Annotated in this window: 26 protein-coding genes and 1 tRNA gene; 19 read left to right on the top strand and 8 right to left on the bottom strand. The window is 73.1% G+C overall.

The features are described 5' to 3' along the window. Positions 1 to 114: 114 nt before the first annotated feature. Both DSM104299_RS14940 and DSM104299_RS14935 read right to left on the bottom strand, forming a co-directional pair. Entirely contained in the window at positions 115 to 1,347 is a 1,233-nt protein-coding gene (locus DSM104299_RS14940; RefSeq protein ID WP_272472427.1) for an MFS transporter, read from the bottom strand. Between the two features lie 173 nt (positions 1,348 to 1,520). Next, positions 1,521 to 2,693, bottom strand: coding sequence for a helix-turn-helix domain-containing protein (locus DSM104299_RS14935; protein ID WP_272472426.1), 1,173 nt, complete (start codon positions 2,691 to 2,693; stop codon positions 1,521 to 1,523). 65 nt (positions 2,694 to 2,758) lie between these two features. On the opposite strand from DSM104299_RS14935, the gene DSM104299_RS14930 reads away from it, so the two are divergent. The 3 genes from DSM104299_RS14930 to DSM104299_RS14920 are packed head-to-tail and all read left to right on the top strand — an operon-like array spanning position 2,759 to position 5,919. Continuing rightward, a complete protein-coding gene (locus DSM104299_RS14930) occupies positions 2,759 to 3,109 on the top strand; it encodes a response regulator (RefSeq protein ID WP_272472425.1) in 351 nt (116 codons plus the stop codon). Between the two features lie 11 nt (positions 3,110 to 3,120). After that, positions 3,121 to 5,547 carry a DNA ligase D gene (gene ligD / locus DSM104299_RS14925; protein WP_272472424.1) on the top strand — a complete coding sequence of 809 codons (2,427 nt, stop codon included), beginning with the start codon at positions 3,121 to 3,123 and terminating at the stop codon, positions 5,545 to 5,547. Between the two features lie 45 nt (positions 5,548 to 5,592). Beyond that, a complete protein-coding gene (locus tag DSM104299_RS14920; RefSeq protein ID WP_272472423.1) occupies positions 5,593 to 5,919 on the top strand; it encodes a hypothetical protein in 327 nt (108 codons plus the stop codon). A gap of 27 nt (positions 5,920 to 5,946) precedes the next feature. On the opposite strand, the gene DSM104299_RS14915 is transcribed toward DSM104299_RS14920, so the two are convergent. Next, on the bottom strand, positions 5,947 to 6,705 hold the full coding sequence (locus DSM104299_RS14915; RefSeq protein WP_272472422.1) for a metallophosphoesterase family protein: 759 nt from the start codon (positions 6,703 to 6,705) through the stop codon (positions 5,947 to 5,949). Between the two features lie 60 nt (positions 6,706 to 6,765). On the opposite strand from DSM104299_RS14915, the gene DSM104299_RS14910 reads away from it, so the two are divergent. Beyond that, positions 6,766 to 7,467, top strand: a complete 702-nt coding sequence (locus DSM104299_RS14910) for a hypothetical protein (RefSeq protein WP_272472421.1) — start codon at positions 6,766 to 6,768, stop codon at positions 7,465 to 7,467. Positions 7,468 to 7,483: 16 nt separating this feature from the next. On the opposite strand, the gene DSM104299_RS14905 is transcribed toward DSM104299_RS14910, so the two are convergent. The 4 genes from DSM104299_RS14905 to mscL form a co-directional block, all read right to left on the bottom strand. Beyond that, positions 7,484 to 7,705 carry a hypothetical protein gene (locus DSM104299_RS14905; RefSeq protein WP_272472420.1) on the bottom strand — a complete coding sequence of 74 codons (222 nt, stop codon included), beginning with the start codon at positions 7,703 to 7,705 and terminating at the stop codon, positions 7,484 to 7,486. Between the two features lie 86 nt (positions 7,706 to 7,791). Then, a tRNA-Arg gene (locus tag DSM104299_RS14900) sits at positions 7,792 to 7,864 on the bottom strand. 16 nt (positions 7,865 to 7,880) lie between these two features. Further along, positions 7,881 to 8,189 carry a glycosyltransferase family protein gene (locus DSM104299_RS14895; protein WP_272472419.1) on the bottom strand — a complete coding sequence of 103 codons (309 nt, stop codon included), beginning with the start codon at positions 8,187 to 8,189 and terminating at the stop codon, positions 7,881 to 7,883. A gap of 196 nt (positions 8,190 to 8,385) precedes the next feature. Continuing rightward, a complete protein-coding gene (gene mscL / locus DSM104299_RS14890; protein ID WP_272472418.1) occupies positions 8,386 to 8,817 on the bottom strand; it encodes a large conductance mechanosensitive channel protein MscL in 432 nt (143 codons plus the stop codon). A 42-nt stretch (positions 8,818 to 8,859) separates the two neighbouring features. Between mscL and rnz the strand changes: the two genes are divergently transcribed. Then, complete coding sequence (gene rnz, locus DSM104299_RS14885) at positions 8,860 to 9,810, top strand: ribonuclease Z (RefSeq protein WP_272472417.1); 951 nt, start codon at positions 8,860 to 8,862, stop codon at positions 9,808 to 9,810. Here the strand turns inward: rnz and DSM104299_RS14880 are convergent. Next, positions 9,771 to 10,601 carry a class I SAM-dependent methyltransferase gene (locus DSM104299_RS14880; RefSeq protein ID WP_272472416.1) on the bottom strand — a complete coding sequence of 277 codons (831 nt, stop codon included), beginning with the start codon at positions 10,599 to 10,601 and terminating at the stop codon, positions 9,771 to 9,773. The genes rnz and DSM104299_RS14880 overlap by 40 nt on opposite strands. A gap of 103 nt (positions 10,602 to 10,704) precedes the next feature. Between DSM104299_RS14880 and pyrR the strand changes: the two genes are divergently transcribed. The 14 genes from pyrR (at position 10,705) to DSM104299_RS14810 (ending at position 26,836) form a co-directional block, all read left to right on the top strand. Continuing rightward, positions 10,705 to 11,265, top strand: a complete 561-nt coding sequence (gene pyrR / locus DSM104299_RS14875) for a bifunctional pyr operon transcriptional regulator/uracil phosphoribosyltransferase PyrR (RefSeq protein ID WP_272472415.1) — start codon at positions 10,705 to 10,707, stop codon at positions 11,263 to 11,265. A gap of 4 nt (positions 11,266 to 11,269) precedes the next feature. Further along, positions 11,270 to 12,202, top strand: coding sequence for an aspartate carbamoyltransferase catalytic subunit (locus DSM104299_RS14870; protein ID WP_272472414.1), 933 nt, complete (start codon positions 11,270 to 11,272; stop codon positions 12,200 to 12,202). Continuing rightward, on the top strand, positions 12,202 to 13,542 hold the full coding sequence (locus tag DSM104299_RS14865; RefSeq protein ID WP_272472413.1) for a dihydroorotase: 1,341 nt from the start codon (positions 12,202 to 12,204) through the stop codon (positions 13,540 to 13,542). Before DSM104299_RS14870 ends, DSM104299_RS14865 begins: the two co-directional genes overlap by 1 nt. Positions 13,543 to 13,688: 146 nt before the next feature. After that, a complete protein-coding gene (locus DSM104299_RS14860) occupies positions 13,689 to 14,234 on the top strand; it encodes an isochorismatase family protein (protein WP_272472412.1) in 546 nt (181 codons plus the stop codon). Further along, positions 14,231 to 15,370, top strand: coding sequence for a glutamine-hydrolyzing carbamoyl-phosphate synthase small subunit (gene carA, locus DSM104299_RS14855; protein WP_272472411.1), 1,140 nt, complete (start codon positions 14,231 to 14,233; stop codon positions 15,368 to 15,370). Before DSM104299_RS14860 ends, carA begins: the two co-directional genes overlap by 4 nt. 85 nt (positions 15,371 to 15,455) lie before the next feature. Continuing rightward, positions 15,456 to 18,578: a carbamoyl-phosphate synthase large subunit gene (carB, locus tag DSM104299_RS14850; protein ID WP_272472410.1), complete on the top strand. Its 3,123-nt coding sequence runs from the start codon at positions 15,456 to 15,458 to the stop codon at positions 18,576 to 18,578. Next, a complete protein-coding gene (locus tag DSM104299_RS14845) occupies positions 18,575 to 19,648 on the top strand; it encodes a quinone-dependent dihydroorotate dehydrogenase (protein ID WP_272478095.1) in 1,074 nt (357 codons plus the stop codon). The genes carB and DSM104299_RS14845 overlap by 4 nt, the downstream gene beginning before the upstream one ends. A gap of 263 nt (positions 19,649 to 19,911) precedes the next feature. Then, a complete protein-coding gene (mihF, locus tag DSM104299_RS14840; protein ID WP_272472409.1) occupies positions 19,912 to 20,253 on the top strand; it encodes an integration host factor, actinobacterial type in 342 nt (113 codons plus the stop codon). Positions 20,254 to 20,262: 9 nt separating this feature from the next. Further along, positions 20,263 to 20,895, top strand: a complete 633-nt coding sequence (gmk, locus tag DSM104299_RS14835) for a guanylate kinase (protein ID WP_272472408.1) — start codon at positions 20,263 to 20,265, stop codon at positions 20,893 to 20,895. Next, positions 20,892 to 21,119, top strand: a complete 228-nt coding sequence (gene rpoZ, locus DSM104299_RS14830; protein WP_027007495.1) for a DNA-directed RNA polymerase subunit omega — start codon at positions 20,892 to 20,894, stop codon at positions 21,117 to 21,119. The genes gmk and rpoZ overlap by 4 nt, the downstream gene beginning before the upstream one ends. Positions 21,120 to 21,128: 9 nt before the next feature. Further along, entirely contained in the window at positions 21,129 to 22,391 is a 1,263-nt protein-coding gene (gene coaBC, locus DSM104299_RS14825; RefSeq protein WP_272472407.1) for a bifunctional phosphopantothenoylcysteine decarboxylase/phosphopantothenate--cysteine ligase CoaBC, read from the top strand. An 85-nt stretch (positions 22,392 to 22,476) separates the two neighbouring features. Then, positions 22,477 to 23,436, top strand: coding sequence for an AAA family ATPase (locus DSM104299_RS14820; RefSeq protein ID WP_272472406.1), 960 nt, complete (start codon positions 22,477 to 22,479; stop codon positions 23,434 to 23,436). A gap of 8 nt (positions 23,437 to 23,444) precedes the next feature. Further along, a complete protein-coding gene (locus DSM104299_RS14815; RefSeq protein ID WP_272472405.1) occupies positions 23,445 to 24,566 on the top strand; it encodes a DUF58 domain-containing protein in 1,122 nt (373 codons plus the stop codon). Continuing rightward, on the top strand, positions 24,563 to 26,836 hold the full coding sequence (locus DSM104299_RS14810) for a transglutaminase-like domain-containing protein (RefSeq protein WP_272472404.1): 2,274 nt from the start codon (positions 24,563 to 24,565) through the stop codon (positions 26,834 to 26,836). Before DSM104299_RS14815 ends, DSM104299_RS14810 begins: the two co-directional genes overlap by 4 nt. The last annotated feature ends 5 nt before the right edge of the window (positions 26,837 to 26,841 follow it).

Genomic DNA, 26,841 nt, shown 5'->3' with positions numbered 1-26,841 from the left:
GCTGGACGGCGCGCCGCCGGACGGCTGCGCGGCTGACGCCGGGGCCGTGCGTGCCTACAAGACCTGCGCGGTCAAGCAGCCGGCGTCCAACGACCTCGACGACCCGGGCGCGCTCTAGACGAGCGCGCGCTCGCGCCGGTGGCGCACCGTCGTCACGGCGGCCGCCCAGAGCGCCAGCACGACGAGGACCGACCCGTACACGTTGGTCGTGGCCAGCAGGCCGGCGTGCGTCACCGCGATGCCGGCGGCGACGGCGGGGACGCTGAAGCCGACGTAGCAGAGCACGTAGACCGCGGCGACGAGGCTCGCGCGCTCGGTCGGGGGCGCGAGCGGCACGATGCTCTTGAACGCGCCGGAGAAGCCGGCGCCGAAGCCGATCCCGGCCAGGGCGCTGCCGGCGAAGAACAGCGCGGTCTGCCCGTCGTTGAGCCCCAGGATGGTCACGCCGATCCCGAGCGCGAGCATCAGCGCGCCGCCGATCAGGACGTGCACGGGCTGATGGTCGCGGACCGCGATCGACGTCAGCGCGCCGGTGGCGGTGACCGCGACGATGACCAGGCCGCCGATCACGTGGCTGGAGGTGTGCAGCAGCGACACCGCCAGCGACGGGCCGAGCGACAGGTACAGGCCGCCGAGCGCCCAGCTCGCGACGAGCACCGGCGCGACCGCGAGGAACGCTCCGCGGACGTGCTGGGGGATGCCGATGCGCGGGCGGAACGCGGCCCGCAGCGAGCCGCCGTCGCGCGTCACGGTCTCCGGCATCGCGGCAACGCCGGCGACGGCCAGCGCGAAGACGCCGACGAGCAGCCAGTACACGAGCCGCAGCGGGTCCGGGCCGTACTGCACCAACAACCCGGAGCCGAGCGCGCCGGCGGCGAGGCCGAAGGTCGGCGCGGCCGCGCTGACCAGCGCGCCGAGGTGCGGCCGGCCCTCGGGCTGGAGGTCGATCAGCGAGGCGCTGAGCGCGCCGGTGGCGACGCCGGTCGCGAAGCCCTGGACGATGCGCGCGGCGAACAGCGCGCCGACGCCGTGCGCGAGGCCGAAGATGATCATCGCGGTCAGTTGGACGAGCAGCGCGCCGATCAGGACCGGCCGGCGGCCGATGCGGTCCGACAGCGAGCCGGCGAAGAGCAGGGACAACAACAACGCGACCACGTAGACGGCGAACACGCTCGTCAGCGTGATCGGGGAGAAGCCCCACTTCGCCTGGTACACGACGTAGAGCGGCGACGGCGCGCTGGAGGCGAAGAGCAGGAACGTGAGCGTGGCGGCGAGCATCCAGAAGGCGGCATCGCGCGACAGCGGCGCACGGGTGGGGATCAGGGAGCGGGGAGAGGTGGAGATCATGGGGAGGTCGTCATCCGACGGTTCGAGAGACGTCGAACCATCATAGCAAAGCTTCGAAAGTCATCGAACTATCGAGCGACGGCACGCCAGCAGCGACGCCTTCGCGCCAGCACCGCGGCGGTGGGCCGTGCCTCGTCGGTGGAGATCCACGACGCGGTGCTGGACCTGGAGCGCTAGCGCTCGGCGCCCACGCGGAGCGCCAGCGACAGCTCGAAGCGCTCGTCCGGGTCGTCGAGGGCGTCGCCGAACAGCTCGCGCAGCGCCTTGAGGCGGTAGCGGACGGTCTGCACGTGCAGGCCGAGGCGGTCGGCCATCGCCTGCGGCCGGCCGGGGTCGGCGAGCCAGGCGGCGAGCGTCGCGGTCAGCCGCTCGCGCGCGGCGGGATCGAGCGCTTCGAGCGGCGCGAGCCGGCGACCCGCGACCTCGCGCGCCAGGTCGGGGGCGGCGCCGAGCAGCAGCGCGATCTCGTGGTCGTCGCAGCGGACGACGTCGGCTCCCGCGGCCCCGCGCAGCGTGCCCGCGCTCACGTGGTCCAGCAGCGCGACGGCGCGGGCGCTGCTGCGCGCGGCGGCGTCGGCGGCCACGGCGGGGCCGAGCGCCAGCGGCGCCTCCAGCCCCAGCGCCGCAGCGGCGCGCGCCAGCCAGGCCTCGGCCTCGGCGTCGTCGGCGACGACCAGCGCCAGGCGGCCGTCCCGGACCGTCGCGGTCAGGACGCGCTCCGGGCCCGGGCCGGCCGGCACGGCCAGCGGGTCGGCGGGCAGCGCGGCGACCGCGACCCGCACGCGCGCGGTCAGCGCCCAGGAGGCGGCGTCGGCGGCGGCGCGCAGGACGTCCCGGGCGACCGGCGGATCGGACAGCAGCAGCGACACCAGGCGCTCGCGCAGCGCGCGGTCGCGCCGGCGCGCCTCCGCCTCCTGCGCGCTGAAGCCCGCGGCGGCCGCGACCGACAGCTCGTCGACCAGCTCGAGCACCGTGCTGCCGAACGCGAAGATCTCCGCGGCCGGCAGCTCGGTGGCCGGCGGCAGCAGCGCGGTCGAGCGCTCCCACATCGCCAGGCCGCCCAGCCGGTAGAACGACAACAGCTCGGTGAGCGTGCGGCCGGCGGCCTGCTGGGCGCGGCCGTGGGCGACGAACAGCGCGACGTCGGCCGGCACGGGGCTGTGGCCCGACAGGCGCGCGAGGAAGCAGTCGACGGCGGCGCGGGCGCCGAGGCGCAGGTTGCGCAGCGTCGCGGCGTCGGGCGCGCCGTCCGGGCCGGCGCCGGCGGCGAAGCGCTCCAGGACGGCGTCGGCCAGCTCGTCGCTGTGGGCGACGAGCAGATCCGGCAGGTCGATCGCGCCGGCCATTGGAGGGAACCTACAAGCGCAACCGGGGAGGAGATGGTCGCGCGGCGCAGTAATGTGCGCAACGCATGGTCCGCGTGCTGCATTGCGATGACTCCGCCGCCTTCCGGGCACTGATCCGCGCGGAGCTGGAAGACGACGACGACATCGAGATCGTCGGCGAGGCGCCCGACGTCGACGCCGCCGTCCGCGTCGCGGGCGAGACCCGGCCGGACGTCGTGCTGCTCGACCTCCTCGACGTCGAGCGCGACGCGGTCGGCGAGCTGCACGCGGTCGCGCCCGACGTGCGCGTCGTCGTCCTCAGCGGGCACCCGCGCGAGTACGGCGAGGGGCGCCGCGGCGGCGCGGTCGCCTACGTGGAGAAGGACGCGCCGATCACCGAGCTGCGCGAGACCGTGCTCCGCGTCGCCGGCGGGTAGCGTCCGGAGCGGTGGCCGGCCGCTCGCCCAACCTGGAGGAGTACGCGCGCAAGCGGGACTTCGGCGCGACACCGGAGCCGGCAGGCGACGCGTCGGGCGACGCCGGCGGCGGCGCGCCCCGGTTCGTCATCCAGGAGCACAGCGCCACGCGCCTGCACTGGGACCTGCGGCTGGAGCACGACGGCGCGCTCGCGTCCTGGGCGATCCCCAACGGCCTGCCGTGGGCGGCCAAGGACAACCGCGTCGCGGTCCACACCGAGGACCATCCGCTCGAGTACCTCGAGTTCCACGGCGAGATCCCGAAGGGCTCCTACGGCGCCGGGACGATGACGATCTGGGACCGCGGGACCTACGAGGTCCTGAAGTGGGACGCGGGCAAGAAGGTCGAGGTCGCGCTGCACGGCGAGCGCGTCACCGGCCAGTACGCGCTGTTCCCGATCGGGCCGGACCCCAAGGATTGGATGATCCACCGGATGGGCGCGCCGGCGACCGACGGCTGGGTGCTCGGGACCGAGCCGATGCCGACCACGCTGGTGCCGATGCTCGCCAAGCCCGGGCCGGTCCCGTCGGCGCGCGAGGATCCCCACTGGGCCTACGAGATCAAGTGGGACGGCGTCCGCGCGGTCGTCTTCAGCGAGCCCGGGCGGATGCGGTTCGTGACGCGCAACGGCAACGACGTCACCGCGCGCTATCCCGAGCTGGCGCGGATGAACCGGGCGCTGAGCATGCACCGCGTGGTCCTCGACGGAGAGGTGGTGGCCTTCGACGCCGACGGCCGGCCGTCGTTCGGTGCGCTGCAGGGGCGGATGCACCTCGTGCGCGAGAGCGCCGTCAAGCGGCTGGCCAAGGAGAACCCGGTCACGTACATGGCCTTCGACCTGCTGTGGCTGGACGGCGCGTCGCTGATGGGCCGTCCCTACCACGAGCGGCGCGCGACGCTCCGGGCGCTGCTGGCCGACGGTGAGCGCTGGCAGGTCCCCGACCATGTCGTAGGGGGTGGTACGCAGCTGCTGGCCGCCACGCGCGAGCAGGGGCTGGAGGGCGTCGTCGCCAAGCGCGTCGACTCGCCCTACGAGCCGGGGCGGCGCGGCGGCGCCTGGCGCAAGATCAAGAACACCAACCGCCAGGAGCTGGTCATCGGCGGATGGCTGCCGGGGGAGGGGCGCCGGCGCGAGCGGATCGGCGCGCTGCTGGTGGGCGTGCGCGAGTCCTCGGCCGACGGTGAGCCGCTGCGGTTCGCGGGGCGGGTGGGGACGGGCTTCACCGAGGCCGAGCTGGATCGACTGGCGGGGTTGTTGGGGCCCTTGGTCCGGGAGACCTCGCCGTTCGACGTCGTGCCCAAGGCCGTGAAGATCCCGCGCGAGGCGGTGTGGGTCGAGCCGGAGCTGGTGGCCGAGGTCGAGTTCGTGGAGTGGACGCGCGAAGGCGTGCTCCGCGCGCCGTCCTACAAGGGGCTGCGCGAGGACAAGCCGGCGACGCTGGTCGTCCGCGAGCCGGTCGCCGCGCCGAAGGGGACGCGGGGCGCCACCGCGGTCCGGGCCGAGATCGACGGGCGCGAGCTGCGGCTCACGAACCTGGAGAAGGCGCTGTGGCCGTCGGGGCACACCAAGGGCGACCTGATCCGCTACTACGTCGAGCTGGCGCCGGTGTTGTTGTCGCACCTGCAGGGCCGGCCGCTGACGCTGAAGCGCTACCCGCATGGCAGCGAAGGGGAGTTCTTCTACGAGAAGCAGGCGCCTCAGCATCGGCCGGACTGGATCGCGACGGCGCCGGTGAAGCTGGAGAAGGGCAAGGTCATCAACTACGTGCTGGCCGAGGACCCGGCGACGCTGGCGTGGCTGGGCAACCTCGCCGACCTGGAGCTGCACACGCCGATGCACCGCGCCGCGCGCGACTCGGGGCGGCTGAGCGGTCCGACGATGGTGGCGTTCGACCTCGACCCGGGCGAGCCGGCGGGGCTGCTGGAGTGCTGCCGGGTCGCGACGGTCCTGCAGGGCATGTTCCAGCACTTGGGGCTCGTCTCGGTGCCCAAGACGTCGGGGTCGAAGGGCATGCAGGTGTACGTGCCGCTGAACGTCGCGGGCGTGACGTATGCCCAGACCAAGGGCTTCGCCAAGGCGGTCGCCGAGCTGCTGGAGGCCGAGGCGGGCGACCTGGTGGTGTCGCGGCAGACCAAGGCGCTGCGCAAGGGCAAGGTCCTGGTCGACTGGTCCCAGAACGACGTCAACAAGACCACGGTGGCGCCGTACTCGCCGCGCGCGCGGGACCGGCCGTCGGTCTCGACCCCACTGACCTGGGACGAGGTGCAGGAGGCCGTTGAGGCCGACGACGCCTCGGCGCTGAGCTTCGACATGGACGCCGTCCTGGCGCGCGTGCGCGACCAGGGCGACCTCTTCGCGGAGGCGCTGACGGTTGTCCAGGAGCTGCCCATCGGCTAGGCCCAGGAGACGCCGACGTCTTGCGTCCTGTGCGAACATGTGTTCGTGTCAGACGCCGGATCCGCCTACAGTCGCTTTCAGCGGGCCCTCACCACGGGCAACCTCTCGATCATCCGCGCCGCGGCCGCCGAGCTGCCGGTGATCCGGCTCGACGACGCACTCCAGGTCTGCGTGCTCCTACGTGATCGCGAGCCCCAGCGCTACGAGCGCGCGGCGGTGAAGTGGATCGGCCGCTACTGCGTCGAACGACCCGACGCGACCCTCGACGACGTCGACCAGGCCCGCACGGCCTTCGCGGTGATGCGCCGCGATCCGGAACGAGCACTGGCGATCCTGCAGACGCTGTGCGCCTGGCGGGCTCCGGCGGTGTAGCGGCGTCGAGCCGCGGGCGCCCGCGCCTCAGTGCAGCGGCGCCGTCGCGCGTTCGAGGCCGCTGAGCTCGAAGACCCAGAAGTCCTTGCCGAGCACGGGGACGGAGACGTTGTAGACGGGGACGTCGTCGATGTGGCCCTCGAAGGTGCCGGCGTGCGCGTGGCCGTGGAGGACCATGTCGGGCTCGTGTTGGGCGATCGGGGCGGCGAGGCGGTCGTTGCCGAGCATCGTCCAGATCGTCGCGGGCTCGCCGCGCAGCGTCTCGATCGTCGGCGCGTAGTGCAGCAGGACGATCCGGAACGGGCAGTGGGCGATCTGCTTCAGGCCCTCGTCGAGCGCCTCGACGTCCTTGGTCGTCTCGGCGTAGACCGCGCGCAGGAGCGGCTCGCCGAAGTCCGGGAGGTGCGAGCCGGGGAAGCCGCCGACGAAGCCCTTGAGGCCGACGATGCCGATCTCGGTCGGGCCGACGCAGACGGTCGCGGCCTCGCGCTCGAGGATCGTGACGCCGGCGTCCTGGAGGATCGGGCGGATGCCGTCGACGTCGTCGCAGTGGAGGTCGTGGTTGCCCCACACCGCGTAGATCGGGACGTCGAGGTCGCGCACGGCGTCGGCGAGCACTTCGGCCTGCTCGGGCTGGCCGTGCGTGGTGAGGTCGCCGGCCAGGAGGAGCAGGTCGATGTTGTCGTTCAACGCCCCGAAGGCCGCGCGCGCCTCGGCGGCGCGCGACGGCTGGCAGTGCATGTCGCCGGCGGCGGCGATCCGGACGGGCGGCGGCGTGTCGCTCACAGCGTTCGCTCTACCCGTTGCGTCGTGGCGGGAACGCCCGTGGTGGGTAGCCCGTCAGGCATGGGTGAGGTCCGGTCGTCGTTCGAGGACATCGAGAGCAGCCTCAAGAAGGGCGCCGCCGCGCTGCGCGACGCGGGGCTGCCGTTCGCGCTCGCCGGCAGCGTGGCGTGCTGGGCGCGCGGCGCGCCGCAGTCGCGCAACGACCTGGACTTCCTCGTCTGCGCCGAGGACGCCGAGGCGGCGCTCGAGGCGCTGGTCGGCGTCGGGATGCGCGCCGATCGCCCGCCCGAGGGCTGGTTGCTGAAGGCATGGGACCAGGCTGAGGACGGCAGCGAGACGCTGGTCGACCTGATCTTCGGCCCGCGCGGGATCGAGAGCGTCGAGGAGGTCCTGCGGCGCTCGGAGATCCTGCCGGTGGCGGCGCTGGACCTGCCGGTCGTGCATCTGGACGACGTGCTCGTGATGAAGCTCCACGCCTTCGACGAGCACTGCTGCGACTTCGCCGGGATCCTCGCGATCGCCCGTGCGGTGCGCGAGCAGGTCGACTGGGACGACGTCCGCGCCCGAACCGCGGAGTCACCCTTCGCGCGGGCGTTCTTCACGTTGATCGAGGGCCTGGGCCTCGTCGGCGACGGTCCGCCACCGGTGAGGATCGCCGCGGCCGCGGCCCACCCGCGGATCGTCGTCGAAGGCGAGCCGAGCGCCGGCGACCGCACGGACCGCTGGCAGGCGCCGGCGCGCGTCCACGAGCACGGCGACTAGCCGCCGGGCCTCCGCCTCAGTCGCGCGACGAGGCCAGCGCCCTCGCGCTGGCCTCGGAGGCGCTGCGGGCCGCGGCGCGCGACGCGGCGGCGGCCTGGCCCAGGACCCGGCGGTCCTCCGGCTGGGCCTGCGGGATCAGCGACGCGGTCGCCTCGCCGAGCTTCAGATGGGCCTGCGACAGACGCTCGAGCTCGGCGGCGAGACGGGCGAGGCGATCGTCGGCGGCGGCGGGCTCCATGCCTTCACCATGGCATCCACGCCGACGGTCCTCAAGCACGTTGGACCTCAACACGACGCCCATCCCGGCGTCCACGTCCAGCGAAGCGCGCCCGGCAGGATTCGAACCTGCGACCTCTCGCTCCGGAGGCGAGCGCTCTATCCACTGAGCTACGGGCGCGTGCGGCTCAAGGAGCCTAGCGGCTATGCAGGCCCCGCAGCCGCAGGCAGACGCCGATCCCTTCCAGGGAGATCGAGAGCGACATCTTCGACGCGCCGGCGATGCGCTCGTGGAAGGTGAAGGGGATCTCTTCGATGTGCTTGCCGAGGAGGTGGGCGACCTGGGTCGTCTCGATCTGGAAGGCGTAGCCGGCCGCGAGCATCGTGTCGAGGTCGAGGTCGCGCAGGCATGAGGCCCGCCAGAGCTTGAAGCCGCCGGAGAGGTCGTCGTAGGGCAACCCCAACAACAACCGGCTCGCGGTGCAGCCGATCCGGCTCAGCAGCACGCGTGACCGGCTCCAGTTCGCGGTGCCGCCGCCCGGGAGGTAGCGGTCGCCGATGACGAGATCGGGCGTCGCGGACGCCCAGGCCGCCGGGCGCCAGCGGGACCAGGACGCCGGCCAGCCACGACAGCGCGGCCGCGGAGGGGAGGGGCGTGAAGCGGCTCATGCCCCTCTGCACACCGTTATTGACCGATGGTCACTAAGCGGGTGCCGCCACCGGCTCCGGCTGCGGCCCGACCTCTTCGGTGCAGAACGCGCACCGGCGCGCCGCGTACGGGATCTGGCTCAGGCACGCGGGGCACTCGCGCGTCGGCTCGTCGACCGCCTCGCCCGTCTGCACCCGGTCCAAGAGCGCGTTGATCGGCTTGACGACGAAGAAGAACACGACGGCCGCGATGATCACGAAGCTGATCACCGCGTTGATGAAGTCGCCGTACTCGAAGCGGCTGCCGTTGATCGTGAAGTGCAGCGTGCTGAAGTCGGGCTGCCCGCCGATCGCGGCGATCAGCGGCGTGATGATGTCCTTGACCAGCGCGGCCACGACCGCGCCGAACGCCGCGCCGATGACGACCGCGATCGCCAGGTCGACCAGGTTGCCGCGCAGGATGAACTGCCGGAACTCCTTGAGCATGCGGCCGACCCTACCCACGCCGATAGCCTCCAAGCGCGCCTGATGGACCTCTCGATCCACTTCGCCGGCACCGCCGGCTCCGTTCCCTCCGCCCATCGCGGCCTGCCGGCCACGCTGCTGCGCTACGGCTCCGACAAGCTCCTGATCGACTGCGGCGAGGGCACGCAGCGCCAGCTCCTGCGCCAGGGCGGCCTGCCCGAGATCACCGAGATCTTCATCACGCACCTGCACTTGGACCACTGGCTCGGCCTGCCCGGGATGATGAAGTCCTTCGACCTCCGGGACCGCACCACGCCGCTGACGATCTTCGGCCCGCCCGGCACCGAGGCGATCATGGACACCATGCGCCGGACGGTCATCGGGCGCACCAAGTACCGCCTGACCGTCACCGACCTGGAGGGCGACGCGATCGTCGACTTCCCCGGCTACGAGATGCAGGTCCTGCGCGTCCGCCACCGCGGCGAGGCCTACGGCTACGCGCTGGTCGAGCACGACCGCCCGGGCCGCTTCGACGCCGAGCTCGCCCAGCGCCTCGGCGTCCCGTTCGGCCCGGACTTCGGCCGTCTCCAGCGGGGCGAGACCGTCAACGGCGTCGCGCCCGAGCAGGTCATCGGCGCGACGCGCCGCGGCCGCCGGCTCATCTTCACCGGCGACACCCAGCCGTGCGACATGGTCCGCCTCAGCGCCGAGCACGCCGACCTCCTCGTCCACGAGTCCACGTTCCTCGACGAGGAGCGCGAGCGCGCGCACGAGACCGGCCACTCGACCGCCCGCCAGGCCGCCGAGCTCGCGTCCGAGGCCGGCGTCGCGATGCTCGCGCTCACCCACCTCTCCACGCGCTACCACGGCCGCGAGATCCGCGAGGAGGCGACCGCGGTGTTCCCCAACAGCGTCGTGCCCAGCGACGGCGACTGGATCGACGTGCCCTTCCCGGAGAAGGGCCCGCCGGAGCTTCACCGCCGGGCGACGACCAAGACGTACTCGAACTCGTAGCGCGCCCGCGCGCCGGCGGCCGCGGAGTTGGATCGCGTCGCCAGGTCGAGCAGCGCCGCGTCCAGCGCGGCCCGGCGTTCCGCGTCGTCGCCGAGCGACCTGTAGGTCATGATCGTCGGCCCGAAGTTCTCCCGGTAGAACGCGACCAGCGCCGCCGGCGTCGCGAACGTGTCGACCACCTGCACGCCGCGCGTGAACGTCAGCGACGACACGCGGTCGCCGAACAGCTCGCGCACATGCTCCTCGACGCCCCACAGCAGCGGCGGCTGGAAGCCCGGGGGAGGCGGCGGCATGAACGGCAGCATCGTCACGAAGAACTGCCCGACCCAGCCCTCCGGGACCCAGTTGGCCATCGCGATCGTCCCGCCGGGACGCGCCACCCGCACCAGCTCGTCGGCGACGACCTGATGGCGCGGCGCGAACATCGCGCCGAAGGAGGACAGCACCACGTCGAACGAGGCGTCGGCGAACGGCAGCGCCTCGGCGTCGGCCTCGACCCACTCCAGCGCCACGCCCGCGGCGACCGCCGCCGAGCGCCCGGCCTGCAGCAGCTCCGGCGTCAGGTCCGAGGCCACCACGTCGCCGCCTGCGTGCGCGGCCGGGATCGCCGTGGCGCCCGACCCGGCGCCGACGTCCAGGACGCGATCGCCGGTGCGGATCCTCGCCGCCGCGACCAGCGCGGGCCCGACGTGCGGGATCGTGTCGCGCACGACACGCGGGAAGTCGCCGGCCGCCCACGTCGCTCGCGCCCGGTCCTTGACCACCCGATCATCCGCCGCCGCGCCGCTCATGGAGCGACTCTACGCCCGCGGCCGCTGCTAGGTTGGACTTGCGTTGAACACAAGCCCGACCCTTTAACCCGGTCCCGTGAGGCCAGGAAGGACGGACCACCAGATGGACCACGAGAAGGTCGTCCTCGACGAGGACGACATGCGCCGCACCCTCGTCCGGATCGCCCACGAGATCGTCGAGCGCAACGACGGGGTGGGTGGGGGCGAGTCTCTGGCGATCGTCGGCATCCACCGCCGGGGCGCGATCCTCGCCCGCCGCATCCACAGCCTGCTCTCGGATCTCCTCGAGCGCGAGATCCCCATCGGCGACCTCGACATCTCCTTCTACCGCGACGACGTGGGGCGCCGTGCCGAGCAGCCGACGATCCACGCCAGCCACGTCGACTTCGACCTCGACGGCCGGACGGTCGTCCTGGTCGACGACGTGCTCTTCACCGGCCGCACCGTGCGCAGCGCCATCGAGGCGCTGTTCAGCTACGGGCGGCCGGCCAAGGTCCAGCTCGCCGTGCTCGCCGACCGCGGCCACCGCGAGCTGCCGATCCGCCCCGACTACGTCGGCAAGAACCTCCCGACCTCCCGCAGCGAGCGGGTGAACGTCCACGTGGAGGAGCTGGACCACGTCGACGAGGTCCGGATCTGCGAGAACGCGGAAGTGGTGGCCTAGCGACATGAAGCACCTGGTATCCGTCGAGCACCTCGAGCGGCACGACATCGAGCGCATCTGCGACCGCGCGGCGGCCTTCGCCGAGGTCGCCGACCGCGAGATCAAGAAGGTCCCGGCGCTGCGCGGCCGCACCGTCCTCAACCTCTTCTACGAGGCCAGCACGCGGACGCGCAGCTCGTTCGAGCTGGCGGCCAAGCGGCTCTCCGCCGACGTCGTCAACTTCAGCGCCTCCGGCTCCAGCGTCGAGAAGGGCGAGTCGCTGAAGGACACCATCCTGACCCTCGGCGCCCACAAGCCCGACGCGATCGTCATCCGGACGCCGTGGGCCGGCGCCGCCGAGCTGGTGTCGGGTTGGACGCCCGCCGCGGTCGTCAACGCCGGCGACGGCAAGCACGAGCACCCGACCCAGGCGCTGCTCGACGTCCACACGCTGCGCCAGCGCCTGGGCGGCCTCGACGGCCTGAGCATCTGGATCGTCGGCGACGTCCTGCACAGCCGCGTGGCGCGGAGCAACATCATGGCCTTCCAGAAGATGGGGGCCAAGGTCACGCTCGCCGGCCCGCCGACGCTGATCCCGCGCGGCATCGAGGCGCTGGGCTGCGAGGTCCGCTACACGCTGGACGAGCTGCCGCAGGCCAACGTCGTCTACGCGCTGCGGATGCAGAACGAGCGGATGGACGAGAGCTGGGTGCCGTCGATCCGCGAGTACGCCACCTGGTACCAGATCAACGGCCGCCGCCTCGGCCCCAAGCAGGTGCTCATGCACCCCGGGCCGGTCAACCGCGGCGTCGAGCTGAGCGCCGAGGTCGTCGACTCGCCGCAGGCCGTCATCACCGCGCAGGTCGCCGCCGGCGTCGTCGTCCGGATGGCCGTCCTCTACGAAGTCCTCGCGCACGTGCCGAGCACGTCGCGGTCCCCCGAAGGAGTCCCCGCCTGATGGCCGAACCGCTGCTCGTCCACCACGCCGCATCCAACACGGACATCTTGATCCGCGAGGCGCACGTGCTGGACCCGCGGGCCGGGATCGACGAGCGCCGCGACGTCCTCGTCCGCGACGGCGAGATCGCCGAGATCGGCAACGCCGGCGCGCTCAGCGCGCCGGACGGCACCGAGGTCGTCGAGGCCCAGGGTCGGCACGTGCTGCCGGCCTTCGTCGACCCGCACGTCCACTTCCGCACGCCCGGCCAGGAACACAAGGAGGACCTCGAGACCGGCACTCGCTCGGCGGCCGCCGGCGGCTTCTGCGCCGTCCTGGCGATGCCGAACACCGATCCGCCGCTGGACTCCGCGCCGCTGCTGCGCTCGGTCCGCGACGCCGCCGCCCGCGACGCGCGCATCCCCGTCGGCTTCGTCCCCTGCGTCACGCGCGGGATGGCCGGCGACGACCTGACCGAGATGGCGGCGCTGCGGGAGGAGGGCGCCGCCGGCTTCACCGACGACGGCAAGCCGGTCGTCAGCGCGGGCATGCTGCGCAAGGCGCTGCAGTACCAGCGCCTGTGCGGCGGCGTGATCGCGCTGCACGAGGAGGACCCGTCGCTGAGCGGCAAGGGCGCCATGAACGAGGGCGAGGTCAGCGCGCAGCTCGGCATCACCGGCATCCCGTCGATCAGCGAGGCGACGATGGTCGCCCGCGACGCGCTCATCGCCGGCTACGAAGAGGGGCGGATCCACATCCAGCACCTCAGCGCGCGCGAGTCGATCGAGGCGCTGGCCGAGGCCAAGCAGCGCGGCGTGCGCATCACCGGCGAGGCGTCGCCGCACCACCTGTGCCTGACCGACGAGGCCGTGCGCACGCTCGACACGCGCATGAAGATGAACCCGCCGCTGCGCACCGAGACCGATCGCCAGGCGCTGATCGCCGGCCTCAAGTCGGGCGTGATCGACTGCATCGCGACCGACCACGCGCCGCACGCGCGCGACGAGAAGGAGGTCCCGTTCGAGCAGGCCCCGATGGGGACCACCGGGCTGGAGACGTCGTTCGCGGCCATCTACACCAACCTGGTCCTGCCGGGGGTGATCGACCTCCACCTGCTCGTGCAGCGCCTCAGCGACGGCGCCGCGCTCTTCGACCTGCCGACCCCGCGGATCGCCCCCGGCGAGCCCGCCAACCTGACGCTGATCGACCTCGAGCGCGAGTGGGTCGTCGGCGACGGCGGCTACGAGTCGCGCTCGGCCAACTGCTGCTTCGACGGCCACACCCTCAAGGGCAAGGTGCTGCTGACCGTCGCGGCCGGCACGCTCGCCTTTCGCGCCCGCCAACTGGAGGTCGTCCGATGACGAAGGAATGGACAACGACAGGTTCCCCCGCCATCGGATGCGTCCGATGACGAAGGAATGGACAACGACAGGTTCCCCCGCCATCGGATGCGTCCGATGACGAAGGAATGGACAACGACAGGTTCCCCCGCCATCGGATGCGTCCGATGAGCAACGCCAACGGAACCCGGCTCTTCGACCGTCGCAGCACGGCGCTGGTCGTGATCGACGTCCAGGACGGCTTCCGCTCCTACGACACGTTCGCCGACGTCGCCGCCGCCTGCGGCCGCCTGGTCCAGGGCGCGGGGATCCTCGACGTCCCGGTCATCGCGACCGAGCAGTACCCCAAGGGCCTGCAGCGCACGGCCGCCGAGGTCGGGCTGCCCGAGGACACCGCGCCGGTCGAGAAGTCGGTCTTCAGCGCGGTCCGCGCCGAGGGCTTCAACCTCGCCGGGCGCAACCAGGTGCTCATCTGCGGCATCGAGGCCCACGTGTGCGTCATGCAGACCACGCTGGACCTGCTGGACCGCGGCGTCTCCGTCCAGGTCGTGACCGACGCCGTCGGCTCGCGCCACGCGAACGACCGCGCGGTCGGCCTGCAGCGGCTGGACCGCGCGGGCGCGACCCTCACCACCGTCGAAGCCGCGCTGCTCGAGCTCTGCGAGCGCGCCGGCACACCAGAGTTCAAGGCCGTCCAGAAGGTGATCCTGTGAGTCAGCAGTCCAACGCCTACGTGTTGCTCGATGACGGCACGCGTTTCGACGGGGACTCCGTCGGCGCGGCCGGCCACGCGACCGGCGAGGTCGTGTTCACGACCAGCATGTCGGGCTATCAGGAGTCGATGACCGACCCGAGCTTCGCCGGGCAGCTCATCACCTTCACCTACCCGCACATCGGCAACTACGGCGTCTCAGAGGCCGCGATGGAGTCCGACCGCGTCTGGGCGCGCGCCGCGATCATGCGCGAGGCGGTCAACCGCGAGGACGCGCCCGAGGCCGAGCGCGGCTGGCTGGACTGGCTGATCGACTGCGGCATCCCGGCGATCTCCGGCGTCGACACGCGCGCCCTGGTCCGCCACATCCGCGACGCGGGCGCGATGCGCGGCGGCGTCTTCACCGGCGACATCGCCGAGAGCGAGGCGCGCGCGCTGATCGCCGGCGAGCCGTCGATGGTCGGCGCCGACTTCGCGAAGGTCGTCACGCCGCGCGAGGCCCACACGCTGGGCTACGGCGGGGCGACGAGGATCCACGCCATCGACACCGGCATCAAGTCGTCGATCGTTCGCAACCTCGTCGAGCGCGGGGCGGAGGTCACGCTGCATCCGTGCACGGTCACCAGCGCCGAGCTGCTGGCCACCGACGCCGACGCGTTCTTCCTGGCCAACGGCCCCGGCGACCCCGCCGCGTTGTCCTACATCGTGGACACCGTCCGCGACCTGGTCGGCCAGCGGCCGGTCTGGGGCATCTGCCTCGGCCACCAGCTGCTCTGCCAGGCCGTCGGCCTCGAGACCTACAAGCTGCCCTTCGGCCACCGCGGCGGCAACCACCCGGTCAAGGACCTGCGCACCGGCAAGATCGAGATCACCGCCCAGAACCATGGCTTCGCGGTCAAGGCGCCCGACGGCGGCGGCCGCGTCGAGGCCGACGAGCCCGTGCGCTGGCAGACCGACTTCGGCGAAGCCGCGCTGACCCACGTCAACCTCTACGACCGCACGGTCGAGGGGCTCGAGCTGTTGGAGCACAACACCGCCACGGTGCAGTACCACCCGGAGGCCGGCCCCGGTCCCAACGACGCGCTGTACCAGTTCGACCGCTTCCTCGAAGCCGTCCGCAGCGGGAGCCCCGCCTGATGCAACGAAACGCCATCCACCGCGAGTGCGAGCGCCTGCGCGAGCAGCCGCCCCGAAACGCGCGCTCTGCGCGAGGCTCCGCCTGATGCCGCGCCGCGACGACATCCACAAGATCCTGATCCTGGGCTCCGGCCCGATCGTCATCGGCCAGGCCGCCGAGTTCGACTACTCCGGCGTGCAGGCCTGCAAGGTGCTGCGCGAGGAGGGCTACGAGATCGTGCTCGTGAACTCCAACCCGGCGACGATCATGACCGACCCGGAGTTCGCCGACGCGACCTACGTCGAGCCGCTGCTGCCCGGCCCGGTCGCGCAGGTCATCGAGAAGGAGCGCCCCGACGCGCTGCTGCCGACGCTCGGCGGGCAGACCGCGCTCAACCTCGCCAAGGCCCTGCACGAGGACGGCACGCTGGCGAAGTTCGGCGTCGAGCTGATCGGCGCGAACTACGACGCGATCAACACCGCCGAGGACCGCGAGCTCTTCCAGCAGGCGATGGCCAAGGCCGGGCTCGAGATGCCGGCCAACGCGATCGTCGACGCCACCGAGCAGATCGGCGCGGCGCTGGCCGCCGTCGGCCTGCCGGCGATCATCCGCCCGGCGTTCACGCTCGGCGGCCGCGGCGGCGGCATCGCCCGCACCGAGGAGGAGTTCACGAAGATCGTGACGCGCGGCCTGGCCGCGTCGCCGATCGGCCAGGTGCTCGTCGACCAGTCCGTGCTCGGCTGGGGCGAGTTCGAGCTGGAGGTCATGCGCGACCACAACGACAACGTCGTGATCGTGTGCTCGATCGAGAACATCGACCCGATGGGCGTGCACACCGGCGACAGCGTCACGGTCGCCCCGCAGCAGACGCTGACCGACCGCCTGTACAACAAGCTGCGCGACCAGGCGATGGCCTGCATCCGGGCGGTGGGCGTCGAGACCGGTGGCTCCAACGTGCAGTTCGCGGTCAACCCGACGACCGAGGAGATCCTCGTCATCGAGATGAACCCGCGCGTGTCGCGGTCCAGCGCGCTGGCCTCCAAGGCCACCGGCTTCCCGATCGCCAAGATCGCCGCGCGGCTGGCCGTCGGCTACTCGCTCGAGGAGATCCCCAACGACATCACCAAGGTCACGCCGGCGTCGTTCGAGCCGGCGATCGACTACGTGGTGGTCAAGTGGCCGCGCTTCGCGTTCGAGAAGTTCAGCGGCGCCAACGCCGAGCTGTCGACGCACATGAAGTCGGTCGGCGAGGCGATGGCCATCGGGCGGACGTTCGGCCAGGCGTTCCTGAAGGCCATGCGCTCGCGCGAGCTCGACGCGCCGCCCAAGCTCGACGCGCTCGAGGTCCCGGACCTGCTGACGATGCTCGACCGGCCGGCCAGCGACCGCTATGACGTGGTCCTGGAGGCGTTCCGCAAGGGCGCGACGATCGAGCAGGTCCACGACAAGACCGCGATCGACCCGTGGTACCTGCGCGAGCTGCAGGCGCTGGCGCTCGACCCCGAAGCGCCGTTCACCGGCGAGCGCTCCTTCAAGGCCGTGGACACGTGCGCCGCCGAGTTCGCCGCCGAGACGCCGTACTTCTACTCCGGCTGGGAGCGCGAGGCGACGCACGAGGTCCGGCGTGGCGACAACGCGTCCGTGGTGATCCTCGGCGCCGGCCCCAACCGCATCGGCCAGGGCATCGAGTTCGACTACTGCTGCGTCCACGCGGCGATGACCGTCCGCGAGTCGGGCCGCGACGCGGTGATGATCAACTGCAACCCGGAGACGGTCTCCACCGACTACGACACCTCCGACCGCCTGTACTTCGAGCCGCTGACGCTCGAGGACGTCCTCGGCGTCATCGAGGTCGAGAAGCCCGAGGGCGTCATCGTCCAGTTCGGCGGCCAGACGCCGCTGAAGCTCGCGCACGGCCTGCAGGAGGCCGGCGTCCGGATCCTGGGGACGAGCGTCGACTCGATCGACCTCGCCGAGGAGCGCGGGCGCTTCGGCGACCTGCTGGAGCGCCTCGGCTACAAGGCGCCGCCCTTCGCCACGGCCGGCACCATCGAGGAGGCGCTGGATCGCGGCGAGGACGTCGGCTACCCGCTGCTCGTGCGCCCGTCCTACGTGCTCGGTGGCCGCGCGATGGAGATCGTCTACTCGCGCGACGGCCTGGCCGACTACCTCGAGCGCCACGCGCCGGCACCGCCGAGCAGCCGGAACGGGTCGCCGGTGGTGGGGCGCGACATCTTCCTCGACCGCTTCCTGGAGAACGCGATCGAGGTCGACGTCGACGCGCTGAGCGACGGCGATGACGTCTGGGTCGGCGGGATCATGCAGCACGTCGAGGAGGCCGGGATCCACTCCGGCGACTCGGCCTGCGTGCTCCCGCCACACTCGCTCGGCCCCGACATGCTCGACCAGATCCGGGCGGCGACGCGCGGGATCGCGCTCGGGCTCGGCGTCGTCGGGCTGTGCAACGTGCAGTACGCCATCTACAGCGGCGAGCTGTACGTGATCGAGGCCAACCCGCGCGCGTCGCGGACGGTGCCGTTCGTCTCCAAGGCGATCGGCGTGCCGCTGGCCAAGATGGCGTGCCGGCTGATGCTCGGCGAGAAGCTCTCCGAGCTCGACCTGCCGGCCGAGGACGCGCCGCTGGACCACGTGTCGGTCAAGGAGGCCGTGCTGCCGTTCGACCGCTTCGAGGGCAGCGACGCCGTGCTCGGGCCGGAGATGCGCTCGACCGGCGAGGTCATGGGCGTCGCCCGCGACTTCCCGAGCGCGTTCGCCAAGGCCCAGGCCGCGGCCGGCGCGGCGCTGCCGAGCGAGGGCACGGTCTTCATCACCGTGACCGACGCCGACAAGCCGGGCGCGGTCGCCGTCGCGCAGCTGCTGCACGACCTCGGCTTCAAGATCGTCGCCACGCGCGGCACCGCCGAGGCGATCCAGCGCTGGGGCGTCCCGGCCGAGGCGCTACACAAGATCTCGGAGGGCACGCCGAACGTCGTGACCTGGATCGAGGACGGCAAGGTCGACCTGGTGGTCAACACGCCGACCGGCTCGGGCGCGCGCACCGACGGGTGGGAGATCCGCCGGGCGGCGGTCGCCGCTGGCATCCCGTGTCTGACGACGCTGAGCGCCGGGCTCAGCGCGGCGCGCGCGATCTCGGCGGGGCGGACGGGCGACACGAGCGTGATCTCCCTCCAGGAGCTGCACAACGCGCGCTTAGGGTCGGCCTCCTGATCTGGCGGGCGTTCTTCGCGCTGGTCCTGCGGCGCCTGGACGCCGAGGCCGCGCACCGGCTCGGCACGCGGGCGCTGGCGGTGACGCTGGCGCCCGCCGCGGTCCGCTGGCTCGTGCGGCGGCTGTGCGTGCCGCGCGACCCGGCGCTGCGCGTCCATGCGCTCGGCCTGGACTTCCCGAGCCCGCTCGGCCTGGCCGCCGGCTTCGACAAGGACGCCGCGCACGTCGACGCGCTGGCCGCGCTGGGCTTCGGCTTCGTCGAGATCGGGACCGTGACCGCGCAGCCCCAGGCCGGCAACCCGCGCCCGCGGATGTTCCGGCTGCCGGCCGACCGCGCGCTGGTCAACCGCATGGGCTTCAACAACGGCGGCGCCGCGGCGGCCGCGGCGCGCCTGGGTGGGCGGGCGCGGAATCGCGACCCGGGCGTCATCGTCGGGATCAACATCGGCAAGACGAAGGTCGCCGCCGACGCCGCCGCCGACTACCGGGCGAGCGCCGCCGCGCTGGCGCCGCACGCCGACTACCTCGTCATCAACGTCAGCTCGCCCAACACGCCCGGCCTGCGCGACCTCCAGGCCGTCGAGCAGCTCGAGCCGATCGTGGCCGCGGTGCGCGAGGGGATGGCCGGGCGCGCGGTCCCGCTGCTCGTCAAGATCGCCCCCGACCTCGCCGACGCCGACGTCGACGCCGTCGCCGACCTGGCGCTGCGGACCGGGCTCGACGGCCTGATCGCGACCAACACCACCATCTCGCGCGAGGGGCTCGCGACGCCGGCCGCCGCGGTGGCCGCCGCGGGCGCCGGCGGGCTGTCCGGCGCGCCGCTGGCCGGCCGGTCGCTCGCGGTCCTGCGCCGGCTGCGCGAGCGCCTCGGTGCCGACTTCACGATCATCTCGGTCGGCGGGGTGGAGAATGCGGCCGACGCGTGGGCGCGGCTGGCCGCCGGCGCGACCCTCGTGCAGGCCTACACGGCGTTCGTCTACGGTGGTCCGCTGTGGCCGCGGCGCGTCGCCCGCGGGCTCGGCGACCGCGTGCGCGAAGCGGGTTCGAACTCGCCTCTCGGGCGCTCCTGAGAGGGTTGTGTGAACAACCACGTCCACCCGTCCGGGCCGGTCTGTGTCGCCTTCGCACACCCCGCGGAAGCGAAGCCCGCAAACAGCGGCCTCGACCCTGGCGGACCGGATGTCAGGGCGTCGCGGACGCCCCGCAAAGTGCCTGCAAAACCGGGCGCCACCGTCAACTAGGGTGAAGAAGGGTCGACCTCAGGTCGAGGTCCAGCCGAATTGAGCCATCGCGCCTTGCTGAGGGCCCCCGGCCGTGTAGTATCGGCGCCCCGATGTCGCCGGCCGCCAACTCGCCCATCAAGCACACGGCGGCACCCGAACGCAGCCTCAACCAGCGGATGGACGCCCTCCAGAAGGCGAACGTCATCCGCACGCGTCGCGCGCAGCTCAAGCGCGACCTGAAGGCCGGTCGAGTGTCGATCCACCAGCTCCTCCTCGAGCCGCCCGAGTTCCTCGAGACCGCCAAGGTCTTCGACATGCTCTTGGCGGTCCCGAAGTACGGGCGGGTGAAGGCCAACAAGATCCTGCAGACCTGCCGGATCTCACCGTCGAAGACCATCGGCGGCCTCTCCGACCGCCAGCGCGCCGAGCTCGTCGGCATGCTCCGCAAGTAGCCAGGCACCATGCCGCAGGATGCGCGCGGAAGCGAGCCCTCCGGGCGAGCATCCGCAAGGGAAGGCGAGCCGCCAGGCGAGCCCTTCCCCGGGGTCTTCGTCATCACTGGCCCGTCCGGGGTCGGCAAGGGCACGCTCATCCGGCTGCTGCGCGAGCGTGTGCCAGAGCTTGCGCTGAGCGTCTCGGCCACCACGCGCCAGGCGCGCCCGGGGGAGACGCAGGGCGAGCACTACCACTTCATCTCCGACGAGGCGTTCGCCCGGCACGTCGCCGACGGCGACTTCGTCGAGTGGGCCGAGTACTCCGGCCGCCGCTACGGGACGCTGCGCGAGGAGCTCGAGCGCCACACCTCCGGCGGCCGTCCGGTCGTGCTGGAGATCGAGGTCCAGGGCGCCCGCCAGGTGCGCGACACGATGCCCGGCGCGACCCAGATCTTCATCCGGCCGCCGAGCGGCGAGGCGCTGCGCGAACGGCTGATCGGTCGGGGGACCGACGACCCCGAGCAGGTCGAGCGCCGCCTGGAGGTCGCCGAGCAGGAGCTCGCCGCGGCCGGCGAGTTCGAGCACGTCGTGGTCAACGATCGGCTGCACGACGCGGTGGAGGAGCTGGCGGGCATCGTGCGGGGTACACTGGGCTCGTGATCAGTCCCCGCATCGACAAGCTGCTCGACCACGTCGACTCCAACTACGCGTCGGTCCTCGTCGCCGCCAAGCGCGCACGTCAGATCAACTCGTACTACCACAACTTGGGCGAGGGGACGTTCGACGAGTTCCCGCCGCCGATGGTCGAGACCATCTCCAAGAACTACCTGACGATCGCCCTCGAGGAAGTCGCCGCGGGCAAGATCAAGTACCAGTACCGGTAGGCCGTCGCCGTGGCGCGTCTCCTGCTCGGGGTCAGCGGGGGCATCGCCGCCTACAAGGCGCTCGAAGTCGTGCGCCTGGCTACCAAGGCCGGGCACGCGGTGCGCGCCATCCAGACCCCGACCGCGCAACGCTTCGTCGGCGCCGCTTCGTTCGCGGCGCTCACCGGTGCGCCGGTGCTCACCGACGAGTTCGAGCGCGACCCCGCCCGGGGCGCGTTTCCCGACCAGGAGCCGCCGGCGCACGACCCGGCCAGCCATCTGGAGCTGGTCCGCAACGCCGACGCCTACCTGATCGCGCCGGCGTCGGCCAACACCATCGCCAAGCTCGCGCACGGGTTGGCCGACAACCTGCTGACCAGCGCCGCGCTCGCCGCGACCTGCCCGGTGCTCGTCGCGCCCGCGATGAACCACCACATGTGGGAGCACCCGGCGACGCAGGCCAACCTGGAGCTGCTGCGCGCCCGCGGCGTCACGATCATCGCCCCGACCACCGGCGCGCTGGCCACCAAGCACGAGTGGGGGACGGGTCGGCTGGCCGACGTCGCCGACCTGGTCGCCGCGTTCGAGGCCGTCGCGGAATGGGGGCCCACCCACCCGCGCCCCTGGGACGGCCTGCGCGTGCTGGTGACCGCCGGCGGGACGCGCGAGCCGATCGACGCGGTCCGCTACGTCGGCAACCGCTCGAGCGGCCGGATGGGCTTCGCGGTCGCGGAGGAGGCGGCGGCGCTCGGCGCCGAGGTGACGGTCGTCGCGGCGAACGTGACCCTGGCGCGGCACCCGCGCGTGACGTACGTCGACGTGGAGACCGCCGCGGAGCTCGGCGCGGCCTGCGCGGAAGGTTTCCCGGCCTGCGACGTCCTCGTGATGAGCGCGGCGGTCGCCGACTACCGGCCGTCGATCGCCTACGAAGGCAAGCTGAAGAAGACGGATCGCGATGAGCTCGCGCTCACGCTCGAACGTACCGAGGACGTGCTCTCCGGACTGGCCGCAGCGCGCCGCCCCGACCAGACGCTCGTCGGCTTCGCCGCCGAACATGGCGCGGGAGCGGTCGACTACGGCCGTGACAAGCTGACGCGGAAGGGGTTGGATGCGGTGGTGGTCAACGACGTGTCGCAGCCGGGCATCGGGTTCGATGCCACCGACAACGAGGTGACGATCGTCACCGCCGCGGGCGACGAGGCCGTCCCACGCGGCACGAAGGCCGAGGTCGCCCGCGCGATCCTCACGACCGTCGACCGCCTGCGCGCCTCGCAGGCGGAGGCGCGCCGATGAGCAAGCAGAACACCTCGCCTGGCGGCTCGGCTTCCGGGCGGCAGCTCGCCCAGGGGCTCGCTCCCTCGGCCGGGGAGGTGTCGGCGTGAGCACCGAAGGCTCCCTCGACGGCTCGGACGTCGCGCGGGCCGGCCTGCTGGCGCGGCGCATCGCCGAGGCGGTGCACGACGCGGTCGAGGTCCGCCAAGAGGTCCTGGAGGATCTGCTGGTCTGCGTCCTCGCCGAGGGCCACGTCCTGATCGAGGACCTGCCCGGCGTGGGCAAGACGACGCTGGCGCGGGCGATCGCGCAGGTGACCGACCTCGGCTTCCAGCGCGTGCAGTGCACGGCGGACCTGCTGCCGGCCGACGTCGTCGGCACCAACGTGTACAACCAGCGCGAGGGCCGCTTCGAGTTCCGGCCCGGCCCGATCTTCGCCAACGTCGTGCTCGTCGACGAGGTCAACCGCGCGTCGCCCAAGACGCAGTCCGGCCTGCTGGAGTGCATGCAGGAGCGGCGCGTCACCGTCGACGTCCACTCCCACGAGCTGGCCCGGCCCTTCGTCGTGCTCGCCACGCAGAACCCGGTCGAGTTCGAGGGGACCTACCCGCTGCCCGAGGCGCAGGTCGACCGCTTCATGGCGCGGCTGACGCTCGGCTACCCGACGCCGGCCGCCGAGGTCGACATGCTGCGCGCCCACGAGGCCGGCGACCGCGTCGAGCGGATGGAGCCCGTCGCGACGGCGGCCGACGTGCTGGACGCGATCGACATCGCCACGCGCGTGAACGCCTCGGACCGGCTGCGGTCCTACATCGTCGCCCTGCTGCAGCGCACGCGCGACGACGCGCGGACCGAGCTCGGCGCGTCGCCGCGCGCGGGGCTGATGCTGCTGCGCGCGTCCAAGGCGCGCGCGCTTCTGCAGGGCCGCGACCACGCCCTGCCCGACGACGTGCAGGCGCTGGCACGCGTCGTCCTCGCCCACCGGATCGTCCTCGCGCCCGAGGCGATGGAGGCGACCCCGGAGCAGGTGGTCGCCGATGCGCTGGCGGCGACGCCCGCGCTGTAGGCCGCGCCATGGAGGAGACCGCCCGCCCGCTCCTCCGGACCGCAGCCCTCGGGCTGCTGCTGGTCGCGTGCGCGGGGCTGCTCGACGCCGAGCCGCTGTACGTCGGCGGCGCGGCGTTCTTGTTGGTGGCCTTGGCCGCGGCGACGTGGGTGCTGCTCGGCGCGCGCGGGATCGCGGTCACGCGGACCGTCGGGCTGACGCGCGCGATGGAGGAGCAGGCCGTGCCGGTGCGCGTGAAGGTCACCGGGACGCGGCCGCTACCCACCGGCGCGGTGCTGGACCCGCTGCTGCCCGAGCCGGCGCCGCTGGCGACGGGCCGGCGCCTCACGCTCGTGCGCATCGACGTCCGCTTCGCGCGCCGCGGCCGCAAGGTGCTCGCGCCGCCGCGCGTCGCGGTCCGCGACCCGTTCGGGTTGTTGGTGCGGTTGGTGCGCGGCACGCAGGTCGCGCCCGACGAGGTGCTGATCCTGCCGCGCGTCGAGCCGGTCCGGGCGCCCGGGAGCGCCAGCGACGGGACGGGCTCGCTGCAGCTGGGCCGGCGCTCGTCGGTGGCGGCCGAGATCGAGCTCGACGGCCTGCGCACGGCGCGCGAGGGCACGACGGCGTCGCGGATGTACTGGCCGTCGCTGGCCAAGGGCGGCGAGCTGCTGGAGCGCCGGCTGCGCGCCGACAGCGACACGCGCCCGCTCGTGGTGCTCGACCCGCGCGGCGCCGAGCGCGAAGAGGACCTCGACGCGGCGGTCCGCGCCACGGCGTCGCTCGCGGTCCACCTCGCGCACGCGGGCGGCTGCGCGCTGCTGATCCCGGGCGACCGCCGGCCGGCCGCGCTGGACCCCGGCCTCGTCGGCTGGGCGCACCTGCACGCCCGGCTCGCGCTGGTCGACAGCGCCGCGCCGCCACCGCCGCTCGCCGGCCTCGCCGCCCGCCGCGGGCCGATCGTCTACGTCGCCGCGCGCCGCCTGACGCGCCCGCCGCGCGCGCTGGCCCACGCGCCGGGCGGCGGCCGCGTGCTGGTCGTGCCCGGCGAGCTGGCCGGCCGCCGACCCGCCTTCGCCGTCGCCGGCTGCCTCGGCTACGAGCTGTCCGAAGCGCGCCGCGGTGCCTCGCCCGCGGGAGTCGCGGTGGCATGAGCGCCGTCGCCGCCCCGTCGCCGCTGCGCAACACGCCGTTCGTGCGCGCCGACGCGTGGACGCTGCGGCTCGTCGCGTTCTGCGCGCTGGCGCTGTTCGGCGAGATCCAGTGGGCCGGCATCGTCCGGCCGGGCGCGACCGGGGACCTGCTCGGCCTGTTCGTCGTCGCCATCGTCGCCGGCCTCGTCGTGGCGGCGGCGCTGGAGATCGTCGCCCGCCCGCGGCGCATCGCCGCGATCGCCGGCGTCGTCCTCGTGGCGCTGCTGCTGGTCCTCGCGGTGTCCGGCGTGCCGACCTGGTACCTGCGACCGGATCGCTGGGACACGCTCACCGTCAACCTCGTCAACGCCGTCGGGACGCTGCCGGCGCTGCGGATGCCCTACCGCGGCACCGACCCGTGGGTGCGCGCGGTCCTGATCTCCGGCGGCGGGCTGCTGCTGCTGCTCGCCGCCTGCCTCGCGCTGGCGCCGCGACCGCGGACGTTCGCCGCCGCGACCTGCCTCGCGGTCCTCTACGTCGTCGCCATCGTCGAGCACCGGCCCGAGCACCCCTACGCCGGCGGCGCCGTGTTCGCGCTCCTGCTCGGCGCGATGCTCTGGGGCGACCACCTCCACGGCCGCGAGGCGCCGGCCGCCGTCGCGCTCGGGGTCGTCGCGGTCGTCGCCTCGACGATCCTCGCCCCGCACCTCGACTCGACCAAGCCATGGGTCGACTACGAGGCGATCGCCGAGTCGCTGCAGGCCGGCAAGTCCACCACCTTCTCGTGGAACCACAGCTACGCGCCGCTGGACTGGCCGCGCGACGGCGTGGAGCTCGCGCGCGTGCGCTCGCGGGGCGACCTGTACATGAAGACCGTCAACCTGGAGGACTTCGACGGGCGCGAGTGGGTCCAGGCCACGGGCGTGCTGCCCGACGACGACGACACCCAGATCGCGCCCGGGCACGCGGGGTGGACCCAGATCATCCACGTCGAGGTCAAGGGCCTGAAGAGCCTGCCGTTCGTCGGCGCCGGCACCACGCTGTCGATCGACCACTCCAGCAAGCACCCGATCGAGGCCACGCCGGGGACGTGGAAGTCCGACGACAAGCCGCTCAAGCGCGGCGACGGCTACGACGCCACCGTCTACTACCCCAACCCGGGGCCGGTCGAGATGCACGGCGCCGGCGTGCGGTACCCGGCCTACGTGTACCGCCAGTTGGGGATCAAGCTGCCGGCGACCCCGGGCTACGACGATGTCCGCGTCCAGTTCGCGCCCTACGAGAGCGGCACGTCCAGCGTCGCGCGGGGCCGCTACGGCTTCTTCCAGATCGACGTCGACCGGGCGCTGGCGGCGTCGCCCTACGCGCGGGAGTACCGGCTGGCCCAGCAGCTGGCCGACGCGTCGATCGACCCCTATGACCTGGTCCGCAAGGTCATCGCGCGCGTGCAGCGCGGCGCGCGCTACACCGAGCAGCCGCCACCGCCCGGCCGGCTCGCGCCGCTCGACGCGTTCCTGTTCCGCGACCACGCCGGCTACTGCCAGCACTTCGCGGGCGCGACCGCGCTGCTGCTGCGGATGGCCGGCGTCCCGACGCGCGTGGTCGGCGGGTTCTCGCCCGGCTCGCGCGACGGGGGCGACCACATCCTGCGCGACCTCGACGCCCACAGCTGGATCGAGGTCTACTTCCCGCACATCGGCTGGGTGACGTTCGACCCGACGCCGGCCGACTCGCCGGCGCGCAGCCAGCAGACCGACACGCTGGCCGTCAAGTCCGCGTCGCCGACGTCCAAGGGCTCGGTCTCGTCGTCGGGCGACCGGACGTCGGACCCGACCGCGGGCGGCACCGCCGCCACGGCCGACGGCGGTGGGACCGACTGGACCGGGCTCCTGGCGGTCGCCGTCGTCGTCCTGGCCCTGGTCGCCGGCGGCGTCGTGCTGTCGATCCGGCGCCGCCGGCGGCTGGAGCGCACCGGCGACGCCGAGCTGGAGGAGCTGCGCCTCGCGCTCGTCCGCTCCGGCCGGCGCACGGCGCCCGACCTCACGCTCCACAAGGTCGAGCGGCTGCTCGCCGGCAGCGACGGCGCGCTCGGCTACGTCAGCGCGCTGCGCGTCGCCCGCTACGGCGCCGGCGGCCCCGCACCGACGCCGCGCCAGCGCCGCGCGCTGCGCCGCGAGCTGGCCGCGGGCCTCGGCCTGCGCGGCCGCCTGCGCGCGCTGTGGGCGCTGCCGCCGCAGTCCGCGGAGGTGCTCGACGCGTTGAGGCCGCGCCGCCGCCGGTTCTACACTTAGGACGC

The organism is Baekduia alba (assembly GCF_028416635.1).
GTDB lineage: Bacteria > Actinomycetota > Thermoleophilia > Solirubrobacterales > Solirubrobacteraceae > Baekduia > Baekduia alba.
This window is presented reverse-complemented; position numbering and strand designations above follow the sequence as displayed.